Genomic DNA, 23,056 nt, shown 5'->3' with positions numbered 1-23,056 from the left:
CTGGTAACTCAAGCTGACATTCGATCGTTGCCGGGAAGTCCCGCTCACTTGCTGTGCCGAAAGCGATCGCGCGCTGTTATCCGACGCAGCGAGGGCTTGCCGCGACCGCGATAGACATGGCGATCTAGCCAATCACATTCCGCTCCCACCATGTCCTCATCGACTTCGCGCCACCAATAGCGAGCGCTAGCATCCCATCGATATCCTCGTCTTTTGAGCAGGTCCTTGGCGTCATATGGGGCTGCAACTGCTTCGACGCGGAATGTGTCGCGTTCGCAGCGTTCAAGCATGTGCCAGAGAATCGTCCGACCATCGTCCCGCTCGAGAGATAACAGCGTGGTGAGCGCGACAACGTCCTGCGCAGCGCGATGGCCTTCAAAGAAATGCCCGCTTTGTAGGAGCAGATGGCCGAGCGCTCGTCCGTCGTAGCCTAATTCGAGCCAGTCGAGCTGGGACAGGCTGCATGCCCAAGCGCACGCTGAAAGCTTCGGAAAGCGATGCTCGACGAAGGGACGGTCGAACGCAGCGTTATGGGCGATAATAAGATCAACGCTTTCAAGAAGCGCGACGATCGCCGCGTCATCAAAGTGGTGAGCATGAAGGTCGGCGTCGGTAAGGCCGGTTAAACGCACAAGGCGCTCGGGCAAAGGTCGACCGGGATCCTCCCGCCAGGATTGCACGCGCTCGACCGCGCGAACACGCCCGTCCGGCCCAAACAGGAAACGTTGAGCAGCGAATTCGATCATGCGGTCGGCCGCGACATCGAGACCGGTCGTCTCGCAATCGATCACCGCCGCGACGCGTTCGCCCGCCGCAGCGCAAGGTAGGCGCTCGACACCGACATCGTGATCAAGTGCCCGCAACACTCGATAGCCCGCGAGCAGCTCGAGCCGTCGAGCGAGCACCTCGCCATCTTCGGCGTTCACACTTGAAGCTTGTCTCCGGTCGTCTCGCTCGAGACGACCGGTGAGGCGTTGCCACAGCGACTTCATTTTTCAATCTTTGCCGAATGTTCGAACAGCTCTACTGAGAATGTGTAGCCGGGCGGCAAGCTCTTGAAGGTCTTCCCGTCGTCATTGGTCGGTGACTTGCTCTGGTGCAGGCTTAGGTCCCCGACCGGAAGCTCGATGATCTGGCTCGTCGCCAATTTAGCACCGGCATGATTATAGATCGTGCGATGCTCAGGGAGACGATAGGGGGAAACGGCAAGCGAGCCGCCGAAATATCCGCAATTGCAGATGATCACGTTGCAAAAGACCATCCTGGCAACTGCCTCGGCGACATGGCGGAACGAAGTGGCGTCCTGGTTGAGCGCAAGGATGAAGAGGTGTTGGACCCTGCCGCGGTACATAGTTATCCGCTCGAGATCGAGAAAATCGTAACAGACCATCACGCCGAACGTCCCGATCGCTCCGCCATCGATTAGCCAGACTGCGGGGTCTTCCACGAACGAGCACGGAATGGCGTCGAGCTTAGCCTTCTCGGCCGGTGCCGGATAGGTCTTGCCGATCCGGCGCGCGATCGTCTTTGCGCCGATTGTCTTACCTCGCCACCGCTTGGGCACGATCATCAGCGCGTCGTTATGGACGTGCCCGGGTTGCACGTCGGCGCGATAGTCGAACCCGGCAATCACGACTGATTCCATCTTGGCCGCCATCGTCTTCAGCTTGCCCTCGAAACCAGTCGGAACCGCGAGCTCGGGCAAAACGATGATATCCGGGGGCGGTTTTTCTTGATGGAAGGCCGCGAAGTGCGCTCGGATCTCGGTGATCGCGCGCTCCTCCTCGCATTGCGAAATTTTTGGGATTGCCGAACTCGCGGCCCAAGCGGCGAAAGGGTCGAGCGAAGTCTGGATTATGCCGAGCTTGAGCTTTGCTTCAAGCACGGATGCGGGCAAGGCACTCATAGCAGTTCCTCGATCTTAGGGTCGATCCCATCGTCCATTTTGGTGATATCTTCGAGGCGCACCGGAATGAGTTGTCGGGGTCGGTATTCGAGTACCGTCATCTGGCTTTTAACGAGGACGGCTTGCGCGTGGCCTAGCAGTGCCGCGAGTGCCTCAGGGCTTTTGATCGGGCGATCGAACTGCGTGTCGTCGGACGCAAGGCCCGCCTCATTGCCGAATAGGGCAGGGAAATCGATCAGGAAGCTCGTCTCGACCGATCGCGGGAGCAGGCAAGCGCGGAGGAGCGACAGCGTGAAGGATGAGATCGGCAGCCGTTCAAGATCCCCTGCGACGATTTCGATGAGCCCTCGTTCTTGTCCGCGGATATTCCAGGCGGTTGGGAGTTGGAAGCTGCAGCGCAGCAGCCCCCACAATAGCTGTCCGATCGGCCGAAGGCGTCTCGGCCATTGTCGATCCTTTTCCTTCAAATTTTCCCGATAGCGGTAATCCTCAAGACCCGTTTCGATGAGCCGCACTGGATGTTCTCTAGTGACTTTGCGCCAGCCTTCCCAAGTCATGTTTCCGTTGATTTTGACGTGGTCGGGGACATCACGCCATGCTGGCGATATTATGATACTCTCTGGATGGAGTCGGTCGAGCGCGTCGAGTTCGGGAATCGCGAAGAGGTCGGCACTGTCGGGCTTCAAGAAGTGATCAACGACCTGGCGGACAATTTCGAGCGCCGTCCATTCCGACCGGCGAGGATCGGATGCGTGCAGGTCGCGGACCGTCTCAACCCATTCGAACAAGGTCATGCCTGTTTCGGGAACCGCTAGTCTCGCCTCCACGACAGCAACGACCGGAAGTGTCGTGTCGAGCCGTTGGAAAGAGATCGGGTTCGCGCGGGCCGCTTCCAGCAGCCATCCCGCATCGTCCAAGGCGAGCCGTGTTGTGTCCGAGTTCATCGCGGTCCAAACGTAGTCCGGCAGCAGAGCAGGATAACGCCGCAGACTGATCGTATCATGAAGATCGTTTTCGCGATGTGCGTCGGCGATTTGCTGCCAATATGGCGGTGGCGCGTCTCGGTGGGCGCGTGTCGAGCTCAGCAGCCAGTGATACCACGTGCCAATCGAGTGGTTCGTCACCAAGGCGAGCGTGCTAGGGTCGGGCGTCGAAGAGAGGATCGAGCTCGCCCGCTTGCGCATCGCAGCTGCCAAACCCGGATGGGGCGTCTCAACTTCAAATGCTCCTAACACAAGCGCTGCGACAAGCGCATTCCTAGCATCGCGTTCGAAGCGCTGAAGCGGAGCGTCCGCCAGACCAACAGGCAGGAAGCGATCTAGGTCAGCGCGCAGCAGGTTGTCGATAAAATTGAATGCTGCGCTCCGCTCACGGTGCAGGAGATGGCTTCGCGTGAGATCGGCGCTAGCGCTCAGGATATGCCGGGCAAGCCGCTGGAGCGCTAAGGTGCCAAGATAAGTTTGCAGCAGGGAGTATTGGCCGTTGGCGTGCTCACCCATCCACACAGACAGGCGTCCGAATCCTTCATGCCCCGTTGCCCGGCAGAAGTCGATCAGCCGAATGAAAAGGCGCGCCTTGTCGGGGTGCGCGGTAAAGGCTTCGAAGAGTAGGCCGAAGTGGCGCTTGAGCAGGGCCTCCCAGTCCGCGCGTTCGCTGTTTTCGAGATCGACAATGGTTTGTTGGAGTCCGGCGACAATCTCCGTCTCGGTCTCGCTTAATTGCTTCTTCGCTTTGTAGGATTGCATCGTACGATGCGCATCAAGCAGCTGCTCATCTGGCCGGAAAAGCGCGGGCGTAAGAAGCGCGATTCGCGCGGCCGCAAAGGCCATCCGTGTGTCGCCTCGGATTTCTTGCTCCGGGATGTTCGCCAACAACAGCCATTCGAGTTGCTCAAGACGTTGACTGCGCCCCGCGTCGGTCAATAGATCGAAATCGGTCGCCGCGAGCATCGATACCTGGGCGAGCGTGCGCGTCATCAGCTCGGTCGGCTTGCGCCCGTTGATCGCAGCTGCCTTTGCGGCGCGACTGATCAGCGCTTCGCCCCGTTCAAGTGGGCGCTCGGTATCCTCCTCGTCTTTCAGCGTCTCGGGATCGAGAATGTATTTGAGCTCGGGCGGAACATACTTGTCGGGCTCGATGGCCGCGCCGATGTCAAAGGCTTCGAGCAGCCCGGCGAAGTCTGAGATCCAGTTGCACAGCTCTTCAAAGTCATAGGCGAGCACCGCGTGATCGTCGACGAACCGGAAATGCGCGATACCCCTATTTTCGCGGAGAAGCGTGTCGACTTTCAGATCGAGCGATAGCATGGCCACATTGGCCAAGAAGCCGCCAACGAACAGTCCGGTCGGAATGCCGTTATAGTGACCAGCCGAAACGGGCGGTTCGACCGCCGCGCGCATCTCGGCATTCAAACCGTTGTCGTCTACCTCAAACCGCAACATCTGCGTAACCAGCGACGTTAACGCCGGATCGGTCGCAAATCCTTGGACATGGCTCGTAAAGCCACGCAGGATCGCCTCGACCCGAACCGACGGATAGAATTTCTTCAGGTCGAGTGACGCGGCATAGAGAGTGTCACCGGGCGGAGCTTCACGCGTCCAGTGTTGCGCATCGAGATATACCAGCCCTTCCGCCTGATCGAGAGCGCGGCGTTCGCCATGGTCGAGTTCAGTTAGGTCGATAGGGGCAGCAACCATGCGGCGTGCTGTCAGCGACAAATGACGACGGTAGAGCGGCCAGCTATGCTTGAAATGACGGTAAAGATGGCCGCTCGCATGTCGATATGGCCCGATATTTAGTTGTGGCGATCCTTGCTCGGCGGCTTCGTCCTCATACCATGCGGCGCGGTAAAGCCGATTTCCATAACTCCACGCCGGCATCTTTCGATCGAGCTCGGGCCCGAGCACCGTCGCGACCGCAGCCCAAGCGACCTGGTCACGGACAGCCAGCTCGAAATATTGACGAAGACGCGGATTGCCAAGCTTATCAGGCTTTTTCGGCTGGGGAATCAGCCGTAGCGGCCGCCCTCTCCAGCGCGCTGCTGCGAAGTCTTGCCGGATCGACTCCAACTCGGCCTCCAGATTCAGATCAAACGCGGCGAGCTCGGCCTGATCGTAGAGACTATCGGCGATTTGGTAGCAGCGGCGCACCTTGCGCCACGCCCAGAGCAATGTCTCGGGAAGCTGCAGGAGCTCATGCGGAGTCATTGGACGAGCCCCTTCTGCTGTCGAAGGAGATCGTTGAGATCATCAATGTCGGCGGGCAGCGAGCGGGAAATTGCGGTAATGCCCCGCTGGCTGAGCAGGCGAACAGTGTCGCGCGCGAATGCTCGGCCGGCGGCGTCACGGTCGCCCACCAGCACGACATTACGGCCGCGGAGCCGCGCGATAATCTGTTGTTCAAGGCGAGCGCTCGCGCCGATAACACCGATCGCCGTGTGCCCCATCTCGAATGCCGAGAGCGTGTCCGTCACGCCTTCACAAATGAGAATGTTGGCCTGATCGCCGTCGAGCGCGTCGACGTTGTAAGCCGGCGGCAGCAAGCCCGCTGGACAAAACCAGCGATAGTCGGATTGCGCGTCAGGTCGGCGTGCCTGGAGATAGGTAACTACTCCGGCGACCAGAAACGGAAACAGCAGGTAGCGCGTGGGAAAGACCAGCTCAGCTCCCCAGCGACCATCGCGCAGCAGCCCGCAGCGGCGCAATCGTTGTTCGCCAAAATGGTCAACGGCGGCACGTCTCAACGGCGCGCGATCGCCAATTTGCCCGATTCGAAAGGCCTGCAATGTCGCGGCACTGAAGCCGCGCGCGGTTAGATAGGCGACGCCATCCGAACAAAGCGGCGACCGGTCGAGAATCCAGCTATAGAGTTCGGGGTCAGGCGCGGTCGTCGGTGTTGCCGCCTTTGTCGAACGGGGAGCCGCAAGGTGGCTCGCTGACGCGCGATTGCGCGAAAGTGTTCTCGTGTCGCGTTCGCCAAGATAGCGCTCGGATAGCCAACGACAGGCCTGCAGAAAGGACAGGCCCTCCATCGTCATGACGAGGTCAATTACGGAACCGCCACCGCCGCAGGCGAAGCATTGAAAGCTGTTAGAGCTTTGTCGTAGCGTGAAGGACGGCCTGCGGTCTTCGTGGCCGGGCAATCGGCACAGTCCGCCGCCACGCCGGTTCAGCCGAAATCCCAGCTCGGCCGCGACCGCGGCGATCGGAACTGCTCTAATGCGTTCGACGTCAACACGCGTGTTGCCCGTAGCATGGCCGACATGATTGTTTACCCCAGCCCGGCGATTGCGACTGCGAGCAATCACTTGGCACCGGGCCGTGGGCTAACCGTGCGAGTCGAATTTGGCTTGCCGCATAGTCCCGTCGACGTGCGATACTGCACCACACTTCCCCCTTTTTTTGACACCACCGAATCCAACGAAGGCGATGCGCTGCAAGTCTTCAAATTTCTCAGTCCTGACCAGACGTCGACCACTCAACGGTCGACGGATCTTGGAGATGACTTAAATAGTATTATCGCCTTTTCAAATCGATCTTGATGCTGACATCCCCACGCGCACACGGCAAGCGCAGACATAGCACCCTGATCAAAGACAGCTGAACAAAACTAGTCGGCGGCGGCCACTCGTCTGTCACCGCGAGTCCAATTTTCTTTATCGTCGGCAGCCTTTGGGCACGCTAAAAACGGCCGCGAGCGGCGATAATCGCGCGCGAAACCGACACGACGTTTTTTCCCTAGCGAACGTCCGCAATCCCGTATGTACTGCTGAAAGGAGCCCTCCGGATCGTACGACGCAGCAGACTTGGTGAAACCGCCAATCGATCTTAGATTTAACGCGTCTATCTTTCGATTAGCCGCATGGAAATTGCCAGTTGGTTGAGTTTCAGATCCGTGATCCCGAGCGTGACCTTACAGTCTCGTGCCACTCCGTCCGCCCTTAATGTGTCAATTTTGACACCGTAACGCTGTTTCAGGGGATAATGCTGCAAGTTTGCGACATTATGAGCCGTTGTCTGAAGTTAACGCTGCGATTGACGGCAGGCTTGACCCAACTACCTACAACGAGATCTGCGTCCCAGAAATCAGAACGGGGTCCAAGCCTGCCTCCTCCTGCTGGAGGAACAGCGAAGAGGTGCCGTCTGGGCGAAAAGGCGAACCTGATTTCCACATTCCGAGCATGATCACCGCAAGCTTCCTGGCCACGGCAACGCGCGCTTTCAGGAACCCAACCCGCTGGGCCAGCTCGAGACCCCAAGTGCGGAGACGGCTTTCGATCTCAATCCTGCAAAGTAGCACGGTGGCAGCGGTAATCAGGTGCATCCGTGTCAGCTTGTTCCCGTGCCGACTGATACGTCCCCGGCGTGAAGTGGCGCCTGACTGATATAGGGTTGGGGTCAGGCCCAAGTATGCTCCAACGTCACGGCTCCGCTCAAATCGATATGGATCGCCGATGGCACTGTAGAACGAAAGCGCGATCACAGCTCCGACGCCGGGGATCGTTTGGAAATTGCGACATGTAGGATTGTTCGATGCGATGTCGCGCATCTGCCGGTCAAGAATGGAGATCTGCTCTCTCAGAGCTTCGGCAATCTCGACGAGCGGTTGCAGATTGACCCCGATCTCAAGCCCGTGCTGTCGCATTTTCCGCACCTGGTCGTTCACCTCGGCGGCTAGCGCACCCCTTCCGTTCAGGAGTTTCACGTTCCCGCCGTATAACCTGAAAATTGATTGGATGAGCGCATCTGTCCTGGCGCGGTTCTTCAGCATAGTTCTCCGAACATTGATCAGGGTTCGGATATTCTGATGTTCCATCGGCTTCACGAAAACCTGCGACCCCATCGATCGAGCGAGCCGCCCGAGCTCTGCGAGCCCTCGAGCATCGTGGACATCTGTTTTCTGTCGCCTGATTGCCAGGAACTTGCTCGATTTGCGTACATCGACCACCTGAACAGGAAATCCGTATGAACGCAGTTCTCGAACCATCTGGGTGCCATTGCCGGCCTCGATCGTGAGGCACTGCGCTGCCTCGACGCCAAAGCTCCGCAGAATATCTCTGATGGGACCGGATTTCGTTTCGCATATCGCTTCAAAGAGGATCCCGCCCTCTGCGTCGATGAGGCAAACGGCTGTTTCGAGATGCCCCGCATCGAGCCCCACCCAGTAGTGCTGATAAACCAACCAGCGCCTCCTTCGAAACCTATCCAGAAAGCCCAACTTAGGTTGGCCCGCGCAACTCGCCGAGTAGGAATTGTCCGCTCTGGCGTGATAGTGGAATAGGATATGCTAGGAGTGGATAGGATGACCCCAAGGCAAGCGCTTGATGATTTGATCCGCGAGCGGGAAGAGACGTACGCTGCGGTTTCGCGTCTACTTGGCCGAAACACCGCCTATATCCAGCAATACATCAAGCGCGGCACGCCCGCGCGTCTCGATCAAAGCGACATCGCTCAGCTGGCTCTGCATTTCGATGTTCCTGCCAAACTGCTCGGGGGAAAAGAGAGCCCTTCAACTCCGCGACGTTCGGTCATCACTGTGCCGGTAATTGAGGCCAAGGGCTTGGAAATCGCACAGGAACGATCTCGGATCGTCGATGAAGCCTGGCTAAGACGCCTATGCAACAGGCCTGCAGGTTTGGCGATCTTACCCATTGCTGGTGAGGCTATGCAGCCGACCCTGCAGAATGGCGACGAAGTCATAATCCAAAGGCTGCGCTCTCACGATGCCCTTCAAGACGGGCTCTACGCTGTCCGGGGATCGTCAGAGACGTTCGTCAGGCGGATCGCTCTGGACCCAACCAAAAATCGTATTTCTGTCCTGACCGACCATCCCGCCTATCCAAGCTGGAACGGTGTTCAGCGAAAGGCGATCAATGTCGTCGGCAGAGTGATCTGGATTGGATCTCAGGTGTCGTGAGTGGGAGCTATGCTGCCTGCGACATACGCCAAGTTGCGCAGTGAATGCTCACCGCTCGGGATAAGTCGAACGGTTTGCCGCGATCGAATTTCCGCTCATCGCAAAGGTCCCAAGGTGGGGGTATCACAGGGGGTATTCTTGGCGAAGCTGAAAGAGAAATGACGTTTTAACAGATGCTTAAGCGAGATTGGTGGATCCCTCCTCCGCTACCAGGAAATAGCTTCCACATAGGTTCGCTTGTGTTCGCATGGGTCCGGATTTCCGACTCGAATTGCTGTTTTCAATAGCAGTTGTGCTACCACGCCAATCCGCTTGGAGCCGTATACGTCCGCATGTGTTCGCTTGAAGCCGGAGCCTTTATGGGGGTATTTTGGGGGTATCCTCGGGCAGTGCGAAATCAGGCGATGCCCCCAGCTGCGATCGGTGGCTCACAGCCGGATTCTCACGCTAGTGCAACGGCGTGCTCCAGCCCTTCCGTAACGGGATTGGTCGGAAAGATCCCATTTATTTAAGGTGAGTTCGAGTCCCGCCTGAGGATTCGAACAGAGGTGGCCGACTTTAGGGCAGGGGAGGACACAACCTTTTCATTCCTAGGATGACCGCTTTGCGCCCCCATTTTGGTCGTTCACCCGCTCACACCAATTTCCCGAAAGCGGACATCGAAGCGATTCTCGCCAAGTGGAATCCAATCCATCACTGCCATCATCGCAGCGCCGAGAACAAACGCCTTCCAGAAGCGCGCGTCGCTCCGGAAAATGTGATCGGCGTTGAGGTACATCAGTCCGAATATGAAGACAGTAGACGTGCCGATCATTACCTGAAGCGGATGTAATTTCCGTAGTGTTCACCTTTCGATCTGCGTTTTGCCATACAATCTTCTTTCATCTATATTCATTGATCGACAGGCGGTTCACGCAAAGAGCAGGCCGTGAGGCCAACCGCGAGCAGCGGGACGACCCCCCACATGATCGGAAGGATCACTCCGATCCCCAACAATATGAGCATCCGCTCGGGATAGTTCCAACCCCACGGTACCCGTAACGCGACAAATTTTAGAGCAAACGGGACAATTTGCCCGGTTCCCAGAAAGACCGTCAGCGAACGTTGCTTCGGGCTGCGTAGCCAATAGCAACCGTTCGCCGCCAGGGATGCGATAACATAGGCGAAAACAATGAGGCCCGCGTCCCCGAGAGAAGCGAAGTTGCAACTGACGACGATCTGCCATGCAGAGAGCTCGTCCATGGAGTAGAACGGCATCTGCAGCATCCTTCAAAGAAACGCGATTAGGTGACAGGAAATCGCCAGCTAGCTTTCGGGACTATCGAGCTTCACCAAACGCTTTCCTCAGGCGAGCTGGTCTGCGACGCCGACAATCGCAGACGACGCAGACGCAGCGCGTTGCCGATCACTGATACCGAGGAGAGGCTCATCGCCGCCGCAGCGATCATCGGGTTCAGCAGTAAGCCGGTAAAGGGAAACAGCACACCTGCAGCAACCGGAATACCGAGCGTGTTGTAGGCGAAGGCGAAGAACAGATTTTGCCGGATATTGCGCATCGTCGCACGTGACAGCACGATCGCCTGGACCACGCCGGTGAGGTCTCCGCGAACCAGCGTCACCCCGGCGCTTTCGATTGCTACATCGGTGCCTGTTCCCATGGCAATCCCGACATCGGCGGCCGCCAGCGCGGGCGCGTCGTTTATGCCGTCTCCTGCCATGGCAACCCGGCGGCCTTCCGCCTTGAGCTCCTCGATCCGCCGGTGCTTGTCCTCCGGCGAGACATTGGCGTGCACTTCATCGATGCCCATTTCGCGCGCCACCGCTTCGGCCGTCGCCCGGCTGTCACCGGTCAGCATCACGACGCGGATTCCGCGCTGGTGAAGCGCCGCAATGGCACTGGCGCTCGTAGGCTTGATCGGATCGGCGACGGCGAGGAGCCCCGCCGGCTGCCCATCAAACGCCACGAACATCACGGTGCGGCCCTGCTCGCGGCCATCCCGGGCGGAGGCTAGCCAGTCCTCATCGGTGATGCCAACGCTTTGCATCAGCTTCTCGTTGCCGATCGCGACCCGCCGCTCGCCGACCGTCGCTTCCACGCCTTCGCCGGTCGTCGACGAGAGCGCGGTGGCGCTGGCAGGCGATATGCCGCGGCCTCGCGCACCTTCGACGATCGCGTGCGCCAGCGGATGCTCGCTGCCCATTTCAACCGCGGCCACGGCGGACAGAAACTCGGCTTCGTCGATCCCGGCCATCGGGGTCACGGCAACCAGGTCGGGTTTGCCCATCGTCAACGTGCCTGTCTTGTCGACCACCAGCGTGTCGATCTTCTCGAGCGTTTCGAGAGCCTCGGCATTGCGGATCAGGATGCCATGCTGCGCGCCCTTGCCCGTACCGGTCATGATCGACATTGGAGTGGCAAGCCCCAGGGCGCAGGGGCAGGCGATGATGAGCACGGCGATCGCGTTGACCAAAGCATAGGCGAGCGCAGGTGCCGGCCCCCAGAAAGCCCAGACCGCGAACGTGACCGCAGCGATGCCGATGACAACCGGCACAAACCAGCCCGCGACCTGATCGGCCAGCCTTTGTATCGGCGCTCGGCTGCGCTGAGCCGCCGCCACCATCTGCACGATCTTGGACAGCATCGTGTCCTTGCCGACATTGGTAGCGCGCATGACGAAGCCGCCGGTCTGATTGACCGTTCCGCCAATCACGGGATCTCCGGCCTTCTTGGCAACCGGCAAAGGTTCGCCGCTGATCATCGATTCATCGACTGCGCTCGCCCCTTCCTCGATCTCGCCATCGACCGGCACCTTGTCGCCGGGCCGCACCCGAAGCCGGTCGCCGGTGACCAGCTGGTCGAGCGGCACCTCGCGTTCATCACCGCCGCCGAAGATCTTGACCGCGGTTGGGGGCGCAAGCTCGAGCAGCGCCCGCAAGGCGCTGGACGTCGACCCGCGCGCCTTCAGTTCGAGCACCTGGCCGAGCAGGACCAGCGTGGTTATCACGGCCGCCGCCTCGTAATAAACGCCCACGCGCCCCGAGTGATCGCGGAACGCCTCGGGGAACATGTCGGGAGCGAGAGTGGCGACGAGGCTGAAGAGATAGGCGATGGCGACGCCGAAGCCGATCAGCGTGAACATGTTGAGATTGCGCGTCCGGAGCGATTGCCAGGCGCGCACGAAGAACGGCCAGGCACCCCACAGCACAACCGGACTTGCGAGCAGCAACTGGGCCCATTGCGCCGATTCCGGCGCGATCAGACGGTCAAAACCGATTCCGGGCACCATGTCCCCCATCGCATAAATGAACAGCGGCAGGGTCAGGAGCGCGCTGACCCAGAACCGGCGGCGCATGTCGACGAGTTCGGGATCGGGACCTTCATCGAGGCTGATCGTCTCGGGTTCGAGCGCCATGCCACAGATAGGGCACGATCCCGGTCCTGGCTGGCGGATCTCCGGATGCATCGGACAGGTGTAGATCGTCCCTTCGCGCACATCCTCGACGGCATCCAGGTGCCGGCCCGAGAGGTAGAGATCGGGATCGGCTAGAAACTTGTCGTGGCAGCGCCCCGAACAGAAGTAATGGCGCGTGCCCTCGTGCTCGGCCACGTGTGCCGCACCTTCGATCTCGACCTCCATCCCGCAGACCGGATCGACCGCGGTACCCGGCGTCGCGACTGCGCCTATTGCATGTTCATCGTCCGCTTGCGGCATGGCAATCTCCTCTCGAGAATTCATGGATAGGCGGCGTAGACCTTCGCGCCGCCGGGTCCGAAGGCGACGACTTCGAAGGGCTGCGACCGGCCTCCCGCTTCCATGCCGGGGGAACCCAGCGGCATTCCGGCAACGGCGAGGCCGCGCACGCCCTCGGGCCGCTCCTTGATCAGCCGCTCGATCTCGCGGGCCGGAACATGGCCCTCGATGACATAACCCTCGATTTCCATCGTGTGGCAGGATCGAAGAGTGCCGGGGACGCCTGCCTCCGCCTTGACCTCGGCCATCGGCCGGTCTTCACGCACGGCGACCTCGTAACCGAGTTCGGCGCGGACGTGCTTGGCCCATTCCTCGCAGCATCCGCACTGGGGATCGCGGAACATCACGTAAGGCGCGGCCTGCACAGCGCTGGTGCATGCGGCGAGAATGCTCAGCGACAGAGCGGTAAATCCGGCGCGAAGCCGGCGAGAGGGTGTGTCTAGGTTCCTCGGCATCATTTCTACTCCTTATGGGTCCAAACGCATGCGTTTCGCGTCGAGACATGAGCGGCAAGGCGTCAGGCTCGGCGGAACACCGATTGCGGCGCGGGGGGCTCTGCCCGGCCTGCCAATCGATTTTCAAGAATGGCGGCGGCACGGGCCTGGTTTTCAACCATTCGATACCTCAACGGACTGAAAGTCGCTTCGTTCACCGCTCGGTTACCGAGATGATCTCGTTACCGGCATTGCTTGTCCGGAACTCGAAAGTCACCGCATCGCCCACTGCGAGTTCACCGCGCAGCGCTTCCCCGGCCTCGAACGCCATCGTCATGGCAGGCCAGTCGACAGCCGGGACCGCTCCGTGATCGACCGTGATGGTACCGGCATCCGCGTCGATGGCAGTGATCGTGCCTTCGGCGCTCGCGGTACGCCCGGCTTCGCCGGACTGCATCATCGGCATGTCCTCGCTTGCCATGGGCATGGTGCCGGTTTCCTCGCTCGCATCGCATGCGGCAAGCACCAGTGTGGCGGCGAGCATCGTCATGAGGGTTGCACTACGCATTCTTCGTCTCCTTGGGGTTGGGTCGGCCTTTCGATCCGGGGGCGCCGCAACAAGAGGTATGCGGCGGGAAGAAGGAACATTGACAGCAGCGGAGCGGTGATCATCCCGCCGATCATCGGTGCGGCGATCCGGCTCATCACTTCCGAGCCCGCACCCGTTCCGATCAGGATCGGAAACAGGCCGGCAAGAATGACCGCAACCGTCATCGCTTTGGGCCGGACCCGCAGCAACGCGCCTTCGCGAATGGCTTCGCTCACGTCGGTCGCGTCCGGATTGGCGCCGCGCCGCTCGAGTGCGGCCTTGAGGTAGATCAGCATGACCACGCCGAACTCCGCTGACACGCCTGCCAGCGCAATGAACCCGACGGCGGTGGCGACGGATTGGTTGTATCCCATAAGGTAGAGCAGCCAGAACCCGCCAGTCAGCGCGAATGGCAGCGTGCCCATGATCAGCAGCGCCTCGTCGAAGCGGCGGAAGATCAGGTAAAGTAGCAGGAAAATGATCGCCAGCGTCGCCGGCACGAGGATCTGCAACCGCTCGTAGGCGCGGGTCAAATATTCGAACTGCCCAGCATAGGACAGGCTGACGCCGGCGGGCAGATCGACCTCGGCTCCGATTGCTTCCTGCAAATCGCCCACCACCGAGGTGAGATCGCGCCCGCGCACGTCGACATAGACATAGCTGGTCGGCCTGCCCTGCTCGCTCTTGAGCATGGGCGGACCGCTGGTCACGCGGACATCCGCCACTGTGCCAAGCGTGATCTGCTGTCCCGCAGGGGTCAGAACCGGAAGGTTGCGCAGCTCATCGACGCTGTCGCGAATCTCGCGCGGATAGCGCACGTTGACCGGATAGCGTGCCAGCCCCTCGACCGTGAGCCCGACATTGGCACCGCCGATCGCACCCGAGACGATCTGTTGCACGTCGGCGATGTTGAGCCCGTAGCGGGCCGCTTCCAGGCGATTGATATCGACATCGACGTAGCGCCCGCCCGAAAGTCTTTCAGCGAGCGCCGAACTGACACCTGGTACCTGTTTGGCAATCTGTTCGACCTGAAGCGCCACGCGTTCGATCTCGCCCAGATCCTCGCCTGAGACCTTGACCCCGATCGGGCTTTTGATGCCTGTCGCGAGCATGTCGATGCGGTTGCGGATCGGGGGCACCCAGACATTGGCGAGGCCCGGGACCCGGACCACCCGGTCGAGTTCCTCGACCAGCTTGTCGGGCGTCATCCCCTCGCGCCATTCCTCGCGCGGCTTGAAGCTGATCGTCGTCTCAAACATCGTCAGCGGCGCGGGATCGGTGGCGGTGTCAGCGCGGCCGGCCTTGCCGAAAACGGTGTCGACTTCGGGAACGGTCTTGATCAGGCGGTCGGTCCGCTGAAGCAGTGCCGATGCCTCACCCGGCGAAAGCCCGGGAAGCGCGCTCGGCATGTAGAGCAGATCGCCCTCATCGAGCGGAGGCAGGAATTCGCCGCCCAGCCGCGTGAAGGGCACCAACGTCGTCGCGAAGAGCAGTCCGGCAATGACCAGCGTCGCTTTCGGACGCCGCATTACCGAGTCGAGCCCCGGCTGATAGGCACGGGTCAGCGCCTTGTTGATCGGATTGCTGTCTTCCCGCGGGATCTTGCCCCGGATCAGCCATCCCATCAGCACTGGAACCAGCGTGACCGACAGGATCGCCGCCGCCGCCATCGCATATGTCTTGGTAAAGGCCAGCGGAGCGAAGAGCCGCCCCTCCTGCGCCTGCAAGGTGAAGACAGGCAGGAAGGACAGGGTAATGATCAGCAGACTGAAAAACAGCGCCGGGCCGACCTCCTTCGATGCGTCCGCGACGATCCGCCAGCGCTCGTTAGCCGACATGACCGTATCGGGATTGTCCTCGGTCCAGCGCTCGATGTGTTTGTGCGCGTTCTCGATCATCACCACCGCCGCATCGACCATCGCGCCGATCGCGATGGCAATGCCCCCGAGCGACATGATGTTGGCGTTCACGCCCTGGAAGCGCATCACGAGAAAGGCTGCCAGAACGCCCAGCGGCAAGGTGACCACGGCGACCAGCGCAGAGCGGGCGTGCCACAGGAACAACAGGCACACGAGCGCGACGACGATGAATTCCTCGATCAGTTTGGTGGTGAGGTTATCGACCGACGCGTCGATCAGTTGCGAACGGTCATAGGTGGTGACGATCTCGACCCCGTCGGGCAGGCTCGCCTTCAACTGTTCCAGCTTCGCCTCCACCGCCTCGATCGCACCGCGCGCGTCGGCCCCTTGCCGCAGAATAACGATGCCGCCCGCGACTTCGCCCTGGCCGTTCAGTTCGGCGATACCGCGGCGCAGTTCGGGGCCGATCTGTAGATTGGCCACATCGCCAAGCGTCACCGGGACACCCCCCGCTTCGGCCCGCAGAGGGATCGCGCGGAAATCATCGAGGCTGCCTAGATAGCCTGACGAACGCACCATGAATTCCGCTTCGCCCATCTCGACGATGGATCCGCCCGCCTCCTGATTGCCGGCCTGGACCGCCTTGACCACTTCGGCGTGAGTCACGCCGAGCGAGGCCATGCGGTAAGGATCGAGGACGATCTGATACTGCTTGACCATGCCCCCCACGCTGGCGACTTCGGCGATGCCCGGAATGGTCTTCAGTTCGTAACGCAGAAACCAGTCCTGCAGGCTTCGCAGCCCTGCAAGGTCGTGACCCCCGTTGCGGTCAACCAGGGCATACTCGTAAATCCATCCCACACCGGTTGCGTCGGGGCCAAGCGTACTCTCGACGCCGTCAGGCAAGCGGTTCTGGACCTGGTTGAGATATTCGAGCACGCGCGAGCGCGCCCAGTAGAGATCGGTCCCGTCCTCGAAGATTACGTAGACATAGCTATCGCCGAAAAACGAATAACCGCGCACGGTCTTTGCTCCCGGCACCGAGAGCATGGTCGTCGCCAGTGGATAGGTAACCTGATCCTCCACGATACGCGGGGCCTGCCCGGCATAGTTGGAGCGGATAACCACCTGCACGTCGGACAAATCGGGAAGCGCATCGACAGGGGTGGTCCGCACTGCCCAGAAGCCGGCGAGAGCCAGGCCGATCGCCGCCAGAACCACGAACAGGCGGTTGGCGATCGAACTGTCAATGATCCGCGCAATCATTGGCCGGTCTTCCGGATCGAGACGATGCGCGGACCGGTGCTCGCCTGAACGAAGGTAAAGGTTACCCGGTCGCCGCTTTGAAAACCGCGAACCTGAGCCGGACCTTCAGTGGCAAAACCCATCGTCATGGCTGGCCATTCCAGAGCTTTGACCGGCCCGTGCCGCAAGGTGATGCTGCGGGCAGTGATGCGTTCGATCGTGCCGGTGGCCCGATAGGTGCGCGGCTCGTCCGCATCCGCCTGCGCCTGTGCGCCTTCTTCACCGGCAGCCGTCGGTGCATCGTCGATGGGACGCACATCGATACCCGCAAGGCTGGCTTCGGAATCGAGCAGGAATTGGCCGGAGGTAACGACCTGCTCGCCTGCCGCGAGCCCCGCGAGAACTTCGGTCCGACCGCCTGATTCTCGCCCGACCCGGACTTCGGCAGGGCGATATCCTCCGGCCTCCTGCGTAATCATAACTAGCGTGCGTTCGCCGGTGCGGATCACGGCCTCCGACGGGATGAGCAATGCTTCACGCCGTTCAGGAGCGATCGTGACCTGCGCAAACATGCCCGGTTTCAGGCGAAGGCCGGGGTTGGGCATCGCCGCGCGCACGGTAATCGTCCGGCTTGCGTCCTGCGCACTCGGCAGGATGGCAATGATCCGCCCTGCAAATCGCTCGCCAGGAAAAGCGGTGAGCGTCGCGCTTACCGGCTGTCCCACGCGGGCGCTTCCCGCAAGGGCCTCGGGCACGGCGGCCTCGAGCCAGATCGGGCTGTAGCCGCTGATTTCGGCGAGGCTTTGCCCCGCCATGACGGTCATGCCCGGCCTTACACCGAGCGAGGTAATCGCGCCCGATTGCGGCGCGGTGACGGTGATCGTCGATTGCGGTCTGCCGCTTCGAGCAACCGAGGAGATCACGCCTTCCGGCATCCCGAGCAGTCGCAGGCGCTGCCGGGCAGCACTGGTAAGCGCCGCGTCGCCGGTGGCCGCCACGGCAAGAAATTCCTGTTGGGCGCCGCCCCATTCAGGCACCAGCAAATCGACGATCGGCGCGCCTCTTGCGATCAGATCCTGCGGGGCGTGGCCGTATGTTCGCTGAACATAGCCGCCCGCGCGTGGCTGGACGATCGCTACCTCGCTGCCATTATAGGCAAGCGTGCCGGTCACCGTTGTTTCCGGTTCCAGCACGCCGTATTCGGCCTCGGCAGTGCGAACCCCGAAGTTCTGGACCATTCCGGAATCGATGCTGACCCCTTCGCCAGCCTGCGCATCGCCACCAGCGCATTTGGGAACCAGCTGCATGTCCATGAACGGGGATTTCCCGGGTTCGTCGAACCGCTGATCCGGCACCATCGGATCGTACCAGTAGAGCACTTCTTCGCAGCCGGCATCGGCAGCGGCGTCACCGCCATCGCTGCCGCCGCCGAGCATCGACAGACCGTAGCCAGCCCCCAGGCTGATCAGGGCTATACCCGCCGCCGCTGCATAAGAACGCTGGCGCGGCGAAAGACGTTCGAACACGGCTTTCATGGCCTGTCCTCCCCATAAGTAAGACGTAGAATTGCAGCGGCTTCGACAGCCATCTGTTCGCGTTCGAGGATCTCGAGTTCAAGCAATGCCAGCGCAGATTTGGCCGCGATCACATCGACCAGACCGGCGCGGCCAGCAGCGAAGCTGGCGGTTTCGAGCTGCGCACGATCCCGCGCCAGCGGGAGAAGCTGGTCACGCGCACGTTCCCATTGCTGCAGTGCGCTGCGCCACGCAGCCAAATCGGCTTCGAACCGGGCCCTGATCGCCCTCAGACGGTCGGCGCGCACGGCCGAGGCGGCAGCAGCGTCTGCTTCGGCCGCCGCGATGCGCGGATTCTGCCGCCTGTCGGTAAAGATTGGCAGAGTGACCCATCCCATGACCGATACGACACTGCCAAAATCGGGATTACGGTGGCCATAAGTCACACTAACACCGAAATCAGGCCGCTTTTCAGCGCGTGCCAAATCGGCTGCAGCCTCGGCTCGTCGCTGCTCGGCATCCGCCAGACGCAATTCCGGATTGGCCTCCAACGCGAACCGAAGCCCTTCCGGGTCCACGGTAACTAGGGGAGCGCCCCCCGCAGCGACGGGCTCGCTTCCGGCGATATAGCGCTGCAGCCGGGCACGCGCGGCTGCGCGCGCGGCCTCGATCCGGGTAATGGCATCCTCGATTTCGAGAAGCTCGCGCCGGATCGCGAGACTTTCGGCAGGTCGAGCCGATCCCGAAGCGACGGCACTGACGGCGACCGGAACGAAGTCCCTCAAGCCGTCCAGAGAGTCGCGCGCAAGAGCGAGGCGCTGCTGGGCATAATACAGGCCAATCCAAGCCGTCCCCGCCTCGGCGAGGATGGAACGTTCGGACAAGCCAAGACGGGCTTCGGCAATACCGATTTCGGATCCGGCAAGGCCGTATCGTGCTCGCCGCCTGGCAAGATTGGGAATTTCCTGCTCGATGCCCACCGCGAGCTGCGTCGGTAATTGCGCATACGGATCAAATGCCGCAGGTCCGGTGACCGGCAAGTTCATCACGCCTGCACGAACGCGAGGATCGGGCAATTCGTCCGCTGCGTCCGCGGCATCGCGCCTCGCCTGAATGCGCAAAGCGCCCGCTTCAAGCATGGGCTGTTCCGCCCGCGCCGCCGCAAGGGTTTCTTCATAGCCGACCGACTGCGCTTGGGCAGCCTGCGCGACCAGCAGGGCCGATAACGGCACCCAACCAATTCGCCAGTTCATAAATCTCACTCGTGCAGAGCGAGCTGACGACATAGCATGCCGCACCGGCGAAGACCGGTTCGTGCGGCTGCATCGTTCGTCAGTCTCGCAAAAGGCGCAGCGCGCCTCCAGGAAAAACTAGACGGTGAGGATTGGTTTTGGAGGAGGCGATTCCGGTCGCGGTGAATCTGTTTCAAACCACGGGGCCGCAGAAACAAGGTAGCTCGGTACCAAACGAAGGGGCGCACCCTCCATTTCAGTCGCATTCGACAGAGCCAGAGGCGGCAGGCAATTCATGGCAATCACGCAATCGAGCGTCATGCTGGAACATGGTCCTGCCGGATCGGTGGATGTATCGCTATCGGCCATCTCGGCACAATCGCTCATCTCCGCCGCCTCGATCTGAGGAAGGGCTGCCGCATTCGCTCCAACCTGGACAAAGAGTCCGAAGCCAAAAAGGATCAAGGTCAAGGTACGAATGAACTTCACCGGCCCGAGATAGTCGGGGGCGAGGCGATTGGCAAGTAACGAGCGATTGCGGACGGGGACCGATCAGATCGCCCCGTCCGCTTTAAGCGCGTAAAATAAATAGTCTTTTGCGACTAGCAGCATCCCGCCGAAGCTGGCTCCGAACTAGCTTCGGATACCTCGCGCACGAGGTCACCCGTTTCCTTCTCAGCTGCGCTTCTGGCGATATCGGCCTGCGCAACGATGCCGCAGCATTTGCCTTCGTCATCGACCACCGGAAGCCGCCGAACCTGATTGTCTTCCATCTTGGTGCAGCATTCGTCGACGCTTGCATCGGCGGTGACAGTAACAGGTGATGATGTCATCACCTCCTCAACGCGTTGGTCGGAGGAATTGCCTTTGGCAACACAGCGGCAGGCGATGTCCCTGTCGGTCACCACGCCCACCAACGCACCGGAATCATCGACAACGGGGATTTCGCCGCAATCATTATCGACCATCAATGAAGCTGCCTCTTGCACGGTGCTCGATGGACTGCAGCATGCGGGGTTAGCTGTCATTACATCTTGGGCTTTCATGGCTTATCTCCTCATTCGTAATCGAGCTTTCAATGGAGGAAACGAGGCATTCCGAGTGTTAGTTCCGCGCATGTCGGCCACCTGTGGGGCGTAGAAGCTATCCCGTTCTGAGATTTCTGTCCGGCGTCGCCTCTTATAGCGGAGGCTTGGGTTCCGACTGCATCAGCAATGTAGATAACCAAGGGTTCGCAGCCGGATGTCAAACGCGTCGCAAATATAACCATCTTGGCCGGTTATCTGCCAAATTCGTCGCCCTTGCGGTGCTCGGTACCCTCTTCGTCATGGCGATCCTTATGCGCATCTCGCAAAATGTCGATGCCGCCGTAAAGCGCGATACCCGCAACGGCGACGCCCACGACAAGATCGGGCCAGTTCGCGCCGGTAAGCATGACGATGATGCCCGCAATGATGATCCCACCGTTAGAGATGAAATCGTTGAAGCTAAAGGTCGTGGCAGCGCGTAAATTGACGTCCTTCTTTTTCATGTTCTGGAGCATTCGCAGGCAAACCAAATTCACCACACCTGCCACCGCCGCCATCACCATCATCATCACACCGCCGGGATCAGAGCCTTCGAGGAAGCGCCGAATGGCATCGGCGATGACGCCGCCAGCGAAGATGAGGAGCATGATACCGGAAAAGCGCGCGGCGCCGCGCTTCCAGGTTCGAGAACGGGTTAACGCCAGCAGGCTTAATAAATAGACGATCGCGTCTGACGAATTGTCCAGGCCATTTGCAAGCAATGCGTTGGAATCAGCGAAATAGCCGACAACGAAAAAACCTATAGCGATCGCCACATTGAGCCAGAGGACAATCCAAAGCGTATGCCGCCTATCGTCTGTGTCGAGCTCAAGTTCTGCATCGCCGCTCATGTGATACTTCCTCCACTGCGACACCAAGCTTTGGCAGCGACCGGCATGGACCGGCTCATAAGACTGTTGTGGTCGAAACTTCGAGAATTTGCGTGGGCTCGAAGTCTGAACGACGGCTTGTCTTCTGCAATTTTCAACATTTGACATCTCCAACTCATTCCGGTCATGTCACATCTTTTAATTCCCGCCGCTCTTCGCGCGTTACGTTGCGTCGCAAACGGTCCCACCATTTCTCGCGCCAGCTGCGCTCGTCATCCGAACGGTGCAGGACGAGACGTGCGATTGCAGGCAGAACGAACAGAGTCAGCGCAGTTGCGGTAATCAGTCCGCCTATAACCACCGTAGCCAATGGACGCTGCACTTCCGCGCCTGTTCCGGTGGCGATCGCCATCGGCACGAAGCCGAGCGAGGCCACCAGTGCGGTCATCAGCACCGGTCGCAGACGCGCAAGCGCGCCATCGGCGATGGCTTCATCCAGCGGCATCCCCTTTTCCAGACGCTGGCGGATGGCGGTCATCATGACGAGGCCATTGAGCACCGCCACGCCCGACAGGGCGATGAAGCCGACCGCGGCCGACACCGAAAACGGCATGCCTCTCAAAGCCAGTGCGAAGACGCCGCCAGCGAGGGCCATGGGTATGGCGCTGAATACCGCAAGCGCCGGAACCCAGCCGCCGAGCGCCATGAACAGGAGGAGCAGAACGAGGGCGAAGCAGACAGGGACAACTATAGCTAACCGTGCCTGTGCTTCTTGCAGGTTTTGATACTGGCCACCCCATTCGATGAAAGATGCGGGCGGCAGATCAACTTGGGCCGCGACACCGGCCTGTGCTTCCTCAACAAACGACCCGAGGTCACGTTCGCGCACATTGGCTGATACGATCACGAGCCGACGCCCTTGTTCGCGGCGGACCTCCGCGAGGCCGTCGACCACCTGAAAATCGGCCAGCGTGCGCAGCGGAACGGTGACACCGTTTTCAAGGACGATCGGGAGAGCCCCGAGCTGGTCGAAATCGTTTCGGGTGGCATCTTGCAGCCGCACAACGACGTCGAACCGGCGATCGCCTTCGAACACGAGGCCAGCAGGCCGTCCCCCAAGCGCGATCGCCACCGATTGGGCCACCTCCTCGACAGTCAGTCCGTATCGCGCGATGGTCGGGCGATCAAAAGCGATGTCGAGCGTGGGAAAGCCGCTAACCTGTTGAACGCGAACGTCTGCCGCACCCTCGACATCACGCATAACATCGGCGACATCATCGGCTGCGGTCGTCAATTGCGCCAAATCGTTTCCATAAATCTTGACGGCAAGGTCGCTGCGGCTTCCTGCAATCAATTCGTTGAAGCGCATTTCGATAGGTTGGGTAAATTCGTACAGGTTGCCGATCAGCCCTTCCAGATCCTCCTCAATCTCTGAGATAAGCTCTTCTTTGTTCTTGGAGGGGTCTGGCCATTCGTCCCGCGGACGAAGCATGACGAAGGCATCGGAGATATTCGGGGGCATGGGGTCGCTCGCCACTTCTGCGGTACCGGTTTTCGAGAAAACCAGTTCAACTTCGGGAAAACGAACAAGCCGATCTTCAAGCCGTCTTTGCATCTCTGTCCGTCGTCAGAACATTTGGCACGACTCGCGGCGTAAATTAGCGGAGTGCGGGCCTCGTCAGGGGATGGATGTTAAGCGGCGAGCTTGCGGTG

General features: G+C 60.5%; 18 protein-coding genes and 1 pseudogene. 3 read left to right on the top strand and 16 right to left on the bottom strand.

The genetic code is table 11. The annotated features are described in order from the left end of the window. Nucleotides 1-44 precede the first annotated feature (44 nt). The 5 genes and pseudogenes from EV664_RS05940 to EV664_RS19765 all read right to left on the bottom strand — a co-directional run. The gene (locus EV664_RS05940; protein ID WP_133494791.1) at nt 45-992 is read right to left on the bottom strand and encodes a 3'-5' exonuclease; all 948 of its coding nucleotides are present in this window, start codon (nt 990-992) and stop codon (nt 45-47) included. Further along, nucleotides 989-1,906: a carbon-nitrogen hydrolase family protein gene (locus EV664_RS05935; protein WP_133494790.1), complete on the bottom strand. Its 918-nt coding sequence runs from the start codon at nt 1,904-1,906 to the stop codon at nt 989-991. The genes EV664_RS05940 and EV664_RS05935 overlap by 4 nt, the downstream gene beginning before the upstream one ends. Beyond that, complete coding sequence (locus tag EV664_RS05930) at nt 1,903-5,112, bottom strand: RNA-directed DNA polymerase (RefSeq protein WP_133494789.1); 3,210 nt, start codon at nt 5,110-5,112, stop codon at nt 1,903-1,905. Before EV664_RS05930 ends, EV664_RS05935 begins: the two co-directional genes overlap by 4 nt. Then, entirely contained in the window at nt 5,109-5,942 is an 834-nt protein-coding gene (locus EV664_RS05925) for a toprim domain-containing protein (RefSeq protein ID WP_229668160.1), read from the bottom strand. The genes EV664_RS05930 and EV664_RS05925 overlap by 4 nt, the downstream gene beginning before the upstream one ends. A 3-nt stretch (nt 5,943-5,945) precedes the next feature. After that, a pseudogene (locus EV664_RS19765) lies at nt 5,946-6,047 on the bottom strand (CHC2 zinc finger domain-containing protein); the annotation flags it as partial. On the opposite strand from EV664_RS19765, the gene EV664_RS19155 reads away from it, so the two are divergent. Continuing rightward, nucleotides 6,036-6,446, top strand: coding sequence for a hypothetical protein (locus EV664_RS19155; protein WP_162848779.1), 411 nt, complete (start codon nt 6,036-6,038; stop codon nt 6,444-6,446). The pseudogene EV664_RS19765 and the gene EV664_RS19155 overlap by 12 nt on opposite strands. A gap of 518 nt (nt 6,447-6,964) precedes the next feature. Here the strand turns inward: EV664_RS19155 and EV664_RS05920 are convergent. Then, nucleotides 6,965-8,086, bottom strand: coding sequence for an IS110 family RNA-guided transposase (locus EV664_RS05920; protein ID WP_162848778.1), 1,122 nt, complete (start codon nt 8,084-8,086; stop codon nt 6,965-6,967). Nucleotides 8,087-8,206: 120 nt separating this feature from the next. On the opposite strand from EV664_RS05920, the gene EV664_RS05915 reads away from it, so the two are divergent. Next, nucleotides 8,207-8,821, top strand: coding sequence for a S24 family peptidase (locus tag EV664_RS05915; protein WP_133494786.1), 615 nt, complete (start codon nt 8,207-8,209; stop codon nt 8,819-8,821). 595 nt (nt 8,822-9,416) lie between these two features. Continuing rightward, the gene (locus EV664_RS05910) at nt 9,417-9,653 is read left to right on the top strand and encodes a hypothetical protein (RefSeq protein ID WP_133494785.1); all 237 of its coding nucleotides are present in this window, start codon (nt 9,417-9,419) and stop codon (nt 9,651-9,653) included. 59 nt (nt 9,654-9,712) lie between these two features. Here EV664_RS05910 and EV664_RS05905 read toward each other — a convergent pair whose 3' ends face one another. The 10 genes from EV664_RS05905 to EV664_RS05855 all read right to left on the bottom strand — a co-directional run bounded on the left by EV664_RS05905 (nt 9,713) and on the right by EV664_RS05855 (nt 22,958). Further along, nucleotides 9,713-10,078: a hypothetical protein gene (locus tag EV664_RS05905; RefSeq protein WP_133494784.1), complete on the bottom strand. Its 366-nt coding sequence runs from the start codon at nt 10,076-10,078 to the stop codon at nt 9,713-9,715. A 71-nt stretch (nt 10,079-10,149) separates the two neighbouring features. After that, nucleotides 10,150-12,534 carry a heavy metal translocating P-type ATPase gene (locus EV664_RS05900; protein WP_133494783.1) on the bottom strand — a complete coding sequence of 795 codons (2,385 nt, stop codon included), beginning with the start codon at nt 12,532-12,534 and terminating at the stop codon, nt 10,150-10,152. Between the two features lie 20 nt (nt 12,535-12,554). Then, nucleotides 12,555-13,031, bottom strand: coding sequence for a DUF411 domain-containing protein (locus EV664_RS05895; RefSeq protein WP_308423515.1), 477 nt, complete (start codon nt 13,029-13,031; stop codon nt 12,555-12,557). A 190-nt stretch (nt 13,032-13,221) separates the two neighbouring features. Continuing rightward, nucleotides 13,222-13,575 carry a copper-binding protein gene (locus tag EV664_RS05890; RefSeq protein WP_228167085.1) on the bottom strand — a complete coding sequence of 118 codons (354 nt, stop codon included), beginning with the start codon at nt 13,573-13,575 and terminating at the stop codon, nt 13,222-13,224. Continuing rightward, nucleotides 13,554-16,721, bottom strand: a complete 3,168-nt coding sequence (locus EV664_RS05885; RefSeq protein WP_133494782.1) for an efflux RND transporter permease subunit — start codon at nt 16,719-16,721, stop codon at nt 13,554-13,556. Before EV664_RS05885 ends, EV664_RS05890 begins: the two co-directional genes overlap by 22 nt. Further along, nucleotides 16,718-18,235: an efflux RND transporter periplasmic adaptor subunit gene (locus EV664_RS05880; protein ID WP_133494781.1), complete on the bottom strand. Its 1,518-nt coding sequence runs from the start codon at nt 18,233-18,235 to the stop codon at nt 16,718-16,720. Before EV664_RS05880 ends, EV664_RS05885 begins: the two co-directional genes overlap by 4 nt. Then, nucleotides 18,232-19,467 carry a TolC family protein gene (locus EV664_RS05875; protein WP_133495052.1) on the bottom strand — a complete coding sequence of 412 codons (1,236 nt, stop codon included), beginning with the start codon at nt 19,465-19,467 and terminating at the stop codon, nt 18,232-18,234. Before EV664_RS05875 ends, EV664_RS05880 begins: the two co-directional genes overlap by 4 nt. A gap of 581 nt (nt 19,468-20,048) precedes the next feature. Beyond that, entirely contained in the window at nt 20,049-20,492 is a 444-nt protein-coding gene (locus EV664_RS05865) for a CBS domain-containing protein (RefSeq protein WP_067468590.1), read from the bottom strand. A gap of 233 nt (nt 20,493-20,725) precedes the next feature. Beyond that, a complete protein-coding gene (locus tag EV664_RS05860) occupies nt 20,726-21,364 on the bottom strand; it encodes a cation diffusion facilitator family transporter (protein WP_120324998.1) in 639 nt (212 codons plus the stop codon). A 163-nt stretch (nt 21,365-21,527) separates the two neighbouring features. Continuing rightward, nucleotides 21,528-22,958 (bottom strand): efflux RND transporter permease subunit, encoded by a 1,431-nt coding sequence (locus tag EV664_RS05855; protein ID WP_308423517.1) that lies wholly within the window; start codon nt 22,956-22,958, stop codon nt 21,528-21,530. Between the last annotated feature and the right edge of the window lie 98 nt (nt 22,959-23,056).

It is taken from the genome of Stakelama pacifica, assembly GCF_004361835.1.
Taxonomy (GTDB): Bacteria; Pseudomonadota; Alphaproteobacteria; order Sphingomonadales; family Sphingomonadaceae; genus Sphingomonas; species Sphingomonas pacifica.
The sequence above is the reverse complement of the archived record's forward strand: the minus strand, read 5'-3'. Positions and strand labels throughout refer to the sequence as shown.

Coding starts and splice junctions, on each gene's coding strand:
- EV664_RS05880 (WP_133494781.1), bottom strand. CDS start 18,235: ATGAAAGCCGTGTTCGAACGTCTTTCGCCGCGCCAGCGTTCTTATGCA.
- EV664_RS05910 (WP_133494785.1), top strand. CDS start 9,417: ATGACCGCTTTGCGCCCCCATTTTGGTCGTTCACCCGCTCACACCAAT.
- EV664_RS05935 (WP_133494790.1), bottom strand. CDS start 1,906: ATGAGTGCCTTGCCCGCATCCGTGCTTGAAGCAAAGCTCAAGCTCGGC.
- EV664_RS05855 (WP_308423517.1), bottom strand. CDS start 22,958: ATGCAAAGACGGCTTGAAGATCGGCTTGTTCGTTTTCCCGAAGTTGAA.
- EV664_RS05875 (WP_133495052.1), bottom strand. CDS start 19,467: ATGAACTGGCGAATTGGTTGGGTGCCGTTATCGGCCCTGCTGGTCGCG.
- EV664_RS05885 (WP_133494782.1), bottom strand. CDS start 16,721: ATGATTGCGCGGATCATTGACAGTTCGATCGCCAACCGCCTGTTCGTG.
- EV664_RS05890 (WP_228167085.1), bottom strand. CDS start 13,575: ATGCGTAGTGCAACCCTCATGACGATGCTCGCCGCCACACTGGTGCTT.
- EV664_RS05860 (WP_120324998.1), bottom strand. CDS start 21,364: ATGAGCGGCGATGCAGAACTTGAGCTCGACACAGACGATAGGCGGCAT.
- EV664_RS05895 (WP_308423515.1), bottom strand. CDS start 13,031: ATGATGCCGAGGAACCTAGACACACCCTCTCGCCGGCTTCGCGCCGGA.
- EV664_RS05900 (WP_133494783.1), bottom strand. CDS start 12,534: ATGCCGCAAGCGGACGATGAACATGCAATAGGCGCAGTCGCGACGCCG.
- EV664_RS05915 (WP_133494786.1), top strand. CDS start 8,207: ATGACCCCAAGGCAAGCGCTTGATGATTTGATCCGCGAGCGGGAAGAG.
- EV664_RS05930 (WP_133494789.1), bottom strand. CDS start 5,112: ATGACTCCGCATGAGCTCCTGCAGCTTCCCGAGACATTGCTCTGGGCG.
- EV664_RS05865 (WP_067468590.1), bottom strand. CDS start 20,492: ATGAAAGCCCAAGATGTAATGACAGCTAACCCCGCATGCTGCAGTCCA.
- EV664_RS05940 (WP_133494791.1), bottom strand. CDS start 992: ATGAAGTCGCTGTGGCAACGCCTCACCGGTCGTCTCGAGCGAGACGAC.
- EV664_RS05905 (WP_133494784.1), bottom strand. CDS start 10,078: ATGCCGTTCTACTCCATGGACGAGCTCTCTGCATGGCAGATCGTCGTC.
- EV664_RS05925 (WP_229668160.1), bottom strand. CDS start 5,942: ATGACGATGGAGGGCCTGTCCTTTCTGCAGGCCTGTCGTTGGCTATCC.